This window comes from Microbacterium sp. CCH5-D1, assembly GCF_001557335.1.
Classification (GTDB): Bacteria; Actinomycetota; Actinomycetes; order Actinomycetales; family Microbacteriaceae; genus Microbacterium; species Microbacterium oxydans.
The window spans coordinates 61,549-68,449 of the sequence record NZ_LSJW01000149.1 but is presented as its reverse complement, the minus strand read 5'-3'; the positions used below and the strand labels follow the sequence as shown (position 1 = coordinate 68,449).

General features: G+C 67.8%; 10 protein-coding genes and 1 tRNA gene. 4 read left to right on the top strand and 7 right to left on the bottom strand.

Features of this window, described 5'->3' with window-relative positions; translation table 11 throughout:
* Window positions 1–162: 162 nt before the first annotated feature.
* The 4 genes from AX744_RS09535 to sigK form a co-directional block, all read right to left on the bottom strand.
* Window positions 163–1,047 (bottom strand): aminodeoxychorismate lyase, encoded by an 885-nt coding sequence (locus AX744_RS09535; RefSeq protein WP_061016537.1) that lies wholly within the window; start codon window positions 1,045–1,047, stop codon window positions 163–165.
* A gap of 205 nt (window positions 1,048–1,252) precedes the next feature.
* A complete protein-coding gene (locus tag AX744_RS09530; protein ID WP_046746474.1) occupies window positions 1,253–1,882 on the bottom strand; it encodes a hypothetical protein in 630 nt (209 codons plus the stop codon).
* Window positions 1,883–1,911: 29 nt separating this feature from the next.
* Window positions 1,912–2,700 carry an anti-sigma factor gene (locus AX744_RS09525; RefSeq protein WP_046746473.1) on the bottom strand — a complete coding sequence of 263 codons (789 nt, stop codon included), beginning with the start codon at window positions 2,698–2,700 and terminating at the stop codon, window positions 1,912–1,914.
* On the bottom strand, window positions 2,697–3,284 hold the full coding sequence (gene sigK / locus AX744_RS09520; protein ID WP_045262427.1) for an ECF RNA polymerase sigma factor SigK: 588 nt from the start codon (window positions 3,282–3,284) through the stop codon (window positions 2,697–2,699). Before sigK ends, AX744_RS09525 begins: the two co-directional genes overlap by 4 nt.
* Window positions 3,285–3,458: 174 nt before the next feature.
* On the opposite strand from sigK, the gene AX744_RS09515 reads away from it, so the two are divergent.
* From AX744_RS09515 to AX744_RS09505, 3 genes are all read left to right on the top strand, one after another.
* Window positions 3,459–4,118, top strand: a complete 660-nt coding sequence (locus AX744_RS09515) for a fasciclin domain-containing protein (protein ID WP_046746471.1) — start codon at window positions 3,459–3,461, stop codon at window positions 4,116–4,118.
* A gap of 136 nt (window positions 4,119–4,254) precedes the next feature.
* Window positions 4,255–4,327, top strand: a tRNA-Lys gene (locus tag AX744_RS09510).
* A 140-nt stretch (window positions 4,328–4,467) separates the two neighbouring features.
* Window positions 4,468–5,013 (top strand): type 1 glutamine amidotransferase domain-containing protein, encoded by a 546-nt coding sequence (locus AX744_RS09505; protein ID WP_046746470.1) that lies wholly within the window; start codon window positions 4,468–4,470, stop codon window positions 5,011–5,013.
* Window positions 5,014–5,021: 8 nt separating this feature from the next.
* Here AX744_RS09505 and AX744_RS09500 read toward each other — a convergent pair whose 3' ends face one another.
* Window positions 5,022–5,537 (bottom strand): CGNR zinc finger domain-containing protein, encoded by a 516-nt coding sequence (locus tag AX744_RS09500; RefSeq protein ID WP_058632077.1) that lies wholly within the window; start codon window positions 5,535–5,537, stop codon window positions 5,022–5,024.
* Window positions 5,538–5,562: 25 nt separating this feature from the next.
* On the opposite strand from AX744_RS09500, the gene AX744_RS09495 reads away from it, so the two are divergent.
* The gene (locus tag AX744_RS09495) at window positions 5,563–5,778 is read left to right on the top strand and encodes a hypothetical protein (RefSeq protein WP_046746468.1); all 216 of its coding nucleotides are present in this window, start codon (window positions 5,563–5,565) and stop codon (window positions 5,776–5,778) included.
* On the opposite strand, the gene AX744_RS09490 is transcribed toward AX744_RS09495, so the two are convergent.
* Together AX744_RS09490 and AX744_RS09485 are read right to left on the bottom strand one after the other, a co-directional pair.
* Entirely contained in the window at window positions 5,768–6,301 is a 534-nt protein-coding gene (locus AX744_RS09490) for a DUF1697 domain-containing protein (protein ID WP_061016535.1), read from the bottom strand. The genes AX744_RS09495 and AX744_RS09490 overlap by 11 nt on opposite strands.
* On the bottom strand, window positions 6,298–6,879 hold the full coding sequence (locus AX744_RS09485) for an isochorismatase family protein (RefSeq protein WP_061016533.1): 582 nt from the start codon (window positions 6,877–6,879) through the stop codon (window positions 6,298–6,300). The genes AX744_RS09490 and AX744_RS09485 overlap by 4 nt, the downstream gene beginning before the upstream one ends.
* Window positions 6,880–6,901 lie beyond the last annotated feature (22 nt).

Below are 6,901 nucleotides of genomic sequence, written 5' to 3'. Positions count from 1 at the left end.
CCCCCCAGCCACCCCCGTCCTCCTGCCAAAACGGAGACCAGTTGCGAAGGTGATGGCGCGTCGCGCCCAGACACGCCGTGCAGCGGACGGGTGGTCTCCGTTCTGGCGTCGCCGTGCGGGCACGGTGGGGCGGCATGGTGAGCGCGCGGTAGGTCGGAGAGGTCAGGTGCGGGGAGAGAGAAGGTAGCGGTTCAGGGCGGCCGTGAGGGTGCGGTCGACCGGGAGAGGCGTGCCGTCGACGGAGGTGATGGCCGTGGCGAGGCGCACGCTCGACACGAGCCACGCAGCATCAGCCCGCGTGAGGTCGGTCGCGGGGATGCGGTCGTAGTCGGTCTCGAAGCCCTGAGCGGCGAGATGCTCGTAGACGCTGAGCTGTGTCGTCCCGTGCAGGATGCCACCGGTCGGGGCCGGTGTCAGGAAGCGGTCTCCGAATCGGAGGATCAGCGAGGCGGTCGGGGCCTCGAGCACGAAGCCGTCGCTCGAGAGGAAGATCGCATCGTCCGCTCCGCGTCGATGCGCCTCACGAAGAGCGGCCATGTTCACGGCGTACGACAGCGTCTTCGCTCCCAGCAGCAGCCACGGAGCCCGCTCTGCAGCGTCCAGGTCGTACCCGCGGTCGAGAGTGACCACCCGCACCCCGTTCTCCCTCACGGCGGTGAAGTCGGCCGCCGGCGCAGCGGTGACCCACGCGGTCGGAGTGGGTCCGTGCTCGACTCCTCGGCTGAGGATGAGCTTGATGACGGACTCGCCGGCGCCGAGCTGTGACGCTGCATGATCGATCGCCTGTCGCCACTGCGCGAGATTCGGCACCGGGAGGTCGCACAGCCGAGCGGAGTGCGCGAGACGCTCCAGGTGCGGAACCACCTCCTGGGCATGTCCATCGATCACGCCGATGGATTCGAAAACACCGTCACCGCGCTGCGTGCTCAGCTCCCCGACGCTGAGCGCGGGCGCAGCGGCGTCCACCTGCGTGAACGTGTCCGCGAAGTCGGAGCGCTGCACGTCGGCAGCCACGGGATCGATCATGAGTGCGAAGCGCCCGGTCATGATCCGAGCCTAGAGGGCGGGAATACCCATCGCCTCATCGCGTTACAATTGAATGGCCGGGCCGCATAACCCCGGGCTCCAATTTTTGCCGCTGCGAGCGGCCTTCCGCCGAGAGGCGTTCTTGCGGCCCGGTCTTTTCATATCCGGCCGGTCTTTTCGTATCCGGGTTCCTCACGCCCTGAGCGTCCTGCGCGCTGAGATCGGCTCAGGCGAGGGCGTCCGTGCGCCACAGCACGGCAGCGGCCGCCAGATCCTGGCCGTAGCTGCTGAGGCGAAGGGCCCGGGTGGTCAACTCACTGGCCCGAGCCGGCTCTGTCGGCTCGTAGTCGTCCGCGGTGTGAGTCGCACCTGACGCCTGCACCCGGCAGAACGCCGCGGCGCGGTCGAGCGCGACGGCGAAGTCACCGCGGAACGCCCCGCGCAGGATCGTGTCGATCAGCACGACCAACTCGTCGGGGCTCGCCGGCACAGGCGCCCCGGCGATCACCGCATCCGCAGACGGCAGCTCAACGCGCCCACGGTCGTACAGGAGAGCCGCCGTGTGCGGGTCGCCATGGATCGCGAGCTGCAGGACGTAGAGACGCCACAGCGCGCCGGGCAGCGTGCGCGACGGCGCCTTCGACCAGAGCTCGGCGATCTCGTCGATGCCGTGCTCGGCAGTGAATGCCACCAGGCGTTCCGCACTCGCACCGCTCTCGTCCGCACGGACGCGCGTCAAGAGGGCGGACGCCGTGGCGTGCGCGATACGAGTCTCCTCGGCGGGATCGTGCGCTCCGACGATGTTGTCGAAAGCACTCGTCGGACGACGCACGGGGCGATGGTGCTGCTCGGGCATCCCTTTAGGGTACGCGCGATCGGAGCAGCTCAGGCCGTGGGGATGACGATCACGGGGTCGGTCGTGGGCTGGCCGGTGGGTGATCCGCCTGCCTGCTCGACCGTGACTGCGATCGCGTCGCCCGCCTGCATGTCGCCGGCGAGCAGTGCCGTGGCATCACCGCCGTCGACATCGAAGACACCGGCGGAGACCGGCGCATCGCCGCGCACGAACCACAGCTCGTACGTCTTGCCGTCGCCGGCGCTCGGAAGACCATCCGCCACGAGGACGGCCTTGCCCGCAGAGCCGGACCAGTGCGCGGTCGCGGTTCCGCCACCGTCGAGTTCCACCGTCGCCTGCTGAGCGTCTCCTGAGGCCTCGATCTCCTGCAGAGCGACAACGCTCGCCGGCGGGTTCAGCTGCTGGTTGAGAGCGATCGCTCCGACTCCGACTCCGACCAGCAGGGCGAGGCACGCTGCCAGGGCGAAGATGGTCCGCGTCCAACGGCGCGGCTTCTCGCGTTCGGGCTGACCCTCAGGCGCGGACCCGTTCGATGGCTCGAGCCGAGGCGCATCATCCGAGACCTCGCGATCGGTTCGATCCTCCCCGTCTTGAGGGATGGTGGCGATCTGGGCGAGCAGGGCGGAACGGATGTGCGCGGGGGGCGTGACGGGCTCAACGGAGTCTGAGAGGAGCGCAGCCGTCGCGATATCCGCATCCACCGTTTCCTCCCCCTCGAGGTGCTCTGCGAGGGCGGCTCGATAGCGACGTTCGTCGTCAGCGGAGAGGGCATGCAGGGCGGCACCTGCCGCGAGCTCCTCGAAGTCCTTCTCGTTCATGCCGTCACCCCCATCGCCGTGCGCAGACGGCTGAGCCCGTCTCGCATCCGTGTCTTGATTGTCCCCAGCGGCGCCCCGACGAGGGCCGCGATCTCGTTCTGACTGTAACCGCCGTAGTAAGCGAGGACGAGTGCTTCCCGCTGCGCTTCCGGAAGCCCCGAAAGCGCCTCGACGACCTTCCCTCCCTCGATCCCCAATTCGACCTGCTCCGCCACACTGTCGTGCGCGATGCCGATGTCCTTGAATCCTGCCCGTACATCCCGGTCGGCACTCGACTGCGATGCTCGCACTCGATCGACGGCCCGGCGATGAGCGATCGTCATGATCCACGCTCGTCCTTGACCTCTGTTCGGAGCGAAGCGCGAAGCGGATTGCCAGATCTCCAGAAAAACCTCTTGCAGCACCTCTTCGCTCTGAGAGCGGTTGACCAGCACGCGGAGGATGAGACCGAACACGCGAGAGGAGAGGGTGTCGTAGAGAGTCGCGAAGGCAGCCTGATCACCGGACGCGACGCGGACGAGGAGGTCGGCGACAGCATCCTGCGTCGCTCCTTCGTCGGGAACGTCGAAACCATCGATGACCATCTCTCACAGCATGCCGCATCAGAGGCTCTATCGCGCGCAGGCGTCACCTGAATGTGACGGATCGGAGCACCGATCAGAAACTTTTATCAGATTCGTCCCATCCGATCCGGATGGGGCTCCGAACAGCACTCGACGCCACGGAGAGGCCGTGGCTCAGTTCTGAAGGAGCTCGACATGTTCAGCACCAAGAAGAAGGTCACCGCGGCAATCACCCTCGGCCTGGCGAGCGCGTTCCTGCTCTCCGCCTGTTCCATGGGCAGCGGCAGCACCTCGGACTCGTCGTCCGAGCCGAAGGCACCGGAGACGTCGGAGTCGACGCCGATGGAGATGGACCCGGCCGCCAACCTGGTCGGCCCCGGTTGCGCGGCATACGCCGACGCTGTGCCGGACGGCGCGGGCTCGGTCGCCGGTATGGCTGAGGACCCGGTGGCGGTCGCCGCCTCCAACAACCCGCTGCTGACCACGCTGGTCGCTGCGGTCAGCGGAAAGCTCAACCCCGACGTCGACCTGGTCGACACCCTGAACGGCGGCGAGTTCACCGTCTTCGCTCCGGTGGATGACGCTTTCGCGAAGATCGACCCGGCCACCATCGAGGCTCTCAAGACCGACAGCGCGACGCTGAGCTCGATCCTGACGTACCACGTGGTCCCCGGCCAGATCGAGCCGGCCGACATCGACGGCACGCACACCACGGTGCAGGGTGCTGACCTCGAGGTCACGGGCAGCGGCGATGACCTGATGGTCAACGACGCCAAGGTGATCTGCGGTGGAGTCAAGACCGCGAACGCGACCGTGTACCTCATCGACACGGTTCTGATGCCCCCGGCTTCCTAAGCCTGGGACAGCCGGGTGGGAGGACACCCGGCACGCGCCCTTCTCGGGGCAGGGGGAGGAACCCGGGAAGGAAAGGGGCCGTCGGCGGTGCTGTGTCGCCGACGGCCCCTCGTCGTGCGCACTAGACTTGACGCAGGGGCCTCTAGCTCAGTTGGCAGAGCATCGGACTTTTAATCCGCGGGTCGTGGGTTCGAGCCCCACGGGGCCCACCGCACGTCGTCGTATCCGACCGACGACCTTCCTGTACCACCGGCTCTTCGCATCGGCCACCCCCTTTCGCCTCCGCCTGACCTGAGAGATGGTCGAGTCGTCCCCGAACGGCGGACGACACTCCAGGAAAGGATGAACGATGACCCTCAGCGGCAGCCGCGTGGCATTCCTCGCAACGGACGGATTCGAGGACAGCGAACTCACCAGTCCCTGGGAAGCGGTGACGGCAGAAGGCGCGAGCGCGACCATGATCGCCCCGGACGGCGCAGCCATCACCGGCAAGAACGGGCACGAGCAGGCCGTGGATCTGCACGCGTCGGAGACGACAGCTGATCAGTTCGATGCCCTGGTCTTGCCCGGAGGCGTCGTCAATGCGGATCACCTGCGCATGGACAAGGCCTCCATCGAACTGGCGCGGGCTTTCTTCGAGCAGCACAAGCCGGTCGGCGTGATCTGCCACGGCGCCTGGATCCTCATCGAGGCGGGCGTCGTCGATGGGCGGACACTCACCAGCTATCCGAGTCTGACCACCGACCTGCGCAACGCGGGCGCGACGTGGGTCGATGAGGAGGTCGTGGTCGACGAGGGGCTCGTCTCCAGTCGAACCCCCGACGACCTCCCGGCGTTCAACGCGAAGCTGGTCGAGGAGATCGGCGAAGGCAAGCACGCCGGGCAGACCGCCTGACGACAGGGCTAGGCCCGCGCCCGATGCCGACGCACCGCCGCACGGTTGGCGCAGCGCACGGAGCAGAAGCGTTGACGACCGTTGCGCGTCACATCCGCGACGACGTTGGTGCAGGGCGCGGCCTGGCAGCGGCTCAAGCGGTTCATGCCCCGGGTGACCAGGTGCAGCGAGGTGCCGAGGCTGATGATCGCCCTCAACACGAAGGGCAGCGACGGCACGTCGTCCCGATAGTGCAGGTGCCACCCCTCGCCGTCGTGGTTCGTCAACCGGGGGTAGGCGGCCGCGACGGCGAGTTGCGCGTTGAGGAGCGCTGCTCGCGCGTCGGGGTCGGGCTCATCGACGATGGCGAGCCATTCGTCGATGACGTCCCTGACCCGCTCGTAGTCGCCGGGAGCCGCCGGGAAGGTCATCGTCATCCCCTGCGCGAGTGTGCGCTCCTCGATCCCGGCGCGGTCGGCCGGCCAGTCGTTGGCGAGAGAAGCGGCGAGCAGTACCGCGTATTCACCGTAAGGGTTGAGATGCATAAGACCATTACATCACGCTGGATGCATGACCTCGCAGAGCACTCTTCCCATCCCGCGCATCCACCCGTCGACCGCCCCCCACGAACACGCCTGGACGGTGGAGTCCCGGCACCCGACGAGCGAGGGCATCGTGCTCTACGTGCGATGCACGAGCTGCCGCGTACACCGCGTCGACGTGCAGCCGCACCCTCACACGCCGCCGACGGCGCTGAGTGCGGAACTGCCGGGCGTCATGCCGTGAGCTCGATGAGCTTGCGCGTCGTCCTCAGATTTCGAGCCGTCCCCGCGACGCCCAGCGCACGGTCCAGCACCGCTTTCGTGAGCTTGGTCGAGTGCACGCCGCCCTCCCCGTAGTCGATCCACAGATCGTTCCCGATCAGCGCGATGCGCTCCGCCGGGAGCAGGCGGTGCTGCAACGCGTCGATCGCGCCTGCAGCGGGCGCCCCCTCCAGGAACATCGCGTGCACGAACTTCTGATCCCCCTCGGGGAACGGCTGCGCGGACTCGGAGGAGAGCAGCTGCGCGTGCGTGCGGTGGATGACGGGCGTGTCGACCCCGAACTCGTCGTGGATGGCCACCCGCACAGCTGCACACGCGACGGCGGGATCGTCCGGTGTCGCGCACACGATGTTGCCGCTCGCGATGTACGTGGAGACATCCGACAGGTCGGTTTCGGCCGCGAGCACGTCGCGGAGGCGCGCCATCGGCACGCTGTTACGGCCGCTGACGTTGACCGCCCGCAGCAGCAGGACGCTGCGCCTCACTCGCGGGCGCTCTCGACCAGCTCCGCCCCCGCATGGACGAGTTCGGCGAGGGCTGCCTCGCTGGGCTCCGCCGCGACGCCGACGACGAGGTCGGTGAGGATACGGACCCGCACCCCGTGAGCGATCGCATCGAGGGCGCTCGCCCGCACGCAATGATCGGTCGCGAGGCCGACCACGTCGGCGCTCGACGCGCCTGCTTCCGCAAGTATCGCGCCGACCGTCTCCCCCGCCTCCGTCCGCCCCTCGAACATCGAGTAAGCCGGTATCCCCTGCCCCTTGCGGACATGGTGCGTGACGGCATCGGTCACGAACAGAGGGTCGTACTCGGCACCCTCGGTCCCCGCGACACAGTGCACAGGCCAGGAGTCGACATAGTCGGGGTCCTCCGCGAAGTGCCCGCCGTTGTCGCCATCGGCATCGTGCCAATCCCTCGACGCGACGATCACGTCGTAGTCGGCCGCGTGGAGGGCAAGGAACTCGGTGACGGCAGCAGCCACCGCATCACCGCCCGCGACGGCAAGGGCGCCGTGCTCGGTGAAATCGTTCTGCACATCGACGATGAGAAGCGCTCTGCTCATGTTTCGAGAGTACGCGGTGAGG

Coding starts and splice junctions, on each gene's coding strand:
- AX744_RS09530 (WP_046746474.1), bottom strand. CDS start 1,882: ATGCCCGAGCAGCACCATCGCCCCGTGCGTCGTCCGACGAGTGCTTTC.
- sigK (WP_045262427.1), bottom strand. CDS start 3,284: ATGGTCATCGATGGTTTCGACGTTCCCGACGAAGGAGCGACGCAGGAT.
- AX744_RS09515 (WP_046746471.1), top strand. CDS start 3,459: ATGTTCAGCACCAAGAAGAAGGTCACCGCGGCAATCACCCTCGGCCTG.
- AX744_RS09535 (WP_061016537.1), bottom strand. CDS start 1,047: ATGACCGGGCGCTTCGCACTCATGATCGATCCCGTGGCTGCCGACGTG.
- AX744_RS09500 (WP_058632077.1), bottom strand. CDS start 5,537: ATGCATCTCAACCCTTACGGTGAATACGCGGTACTGCTCGCCGCTTCT.
- AX744_RS09525 (WP_046746473.1), bottom strand. CDS start 2,700: ATGAACGAGAAGGACTTCGAGGAGCTCGCGGCAGGTGCCGCCCTGCAT.
- AX744_RS09505 (WP_046746470.1), top strand. CDS start 4,468: ATGACCCTCAGCGGCAGCCGCGTGGCATTCCTCGCAACGGACGGATTC.
- AX744_RS09485 (WP_061016533.1), bottom strand. CDS start 6,879: ATGAGCAGAGCGCTTCTCATCGTCGATGTGCAGAACGATTTCACCGAG.
- AX744_RS09495 (WP_046746468.1), top strand. CDS start 5,563: ATGACCTCGCAGAGCACTCTTCCCATCCCGCGCATCCACCCGTCGACC.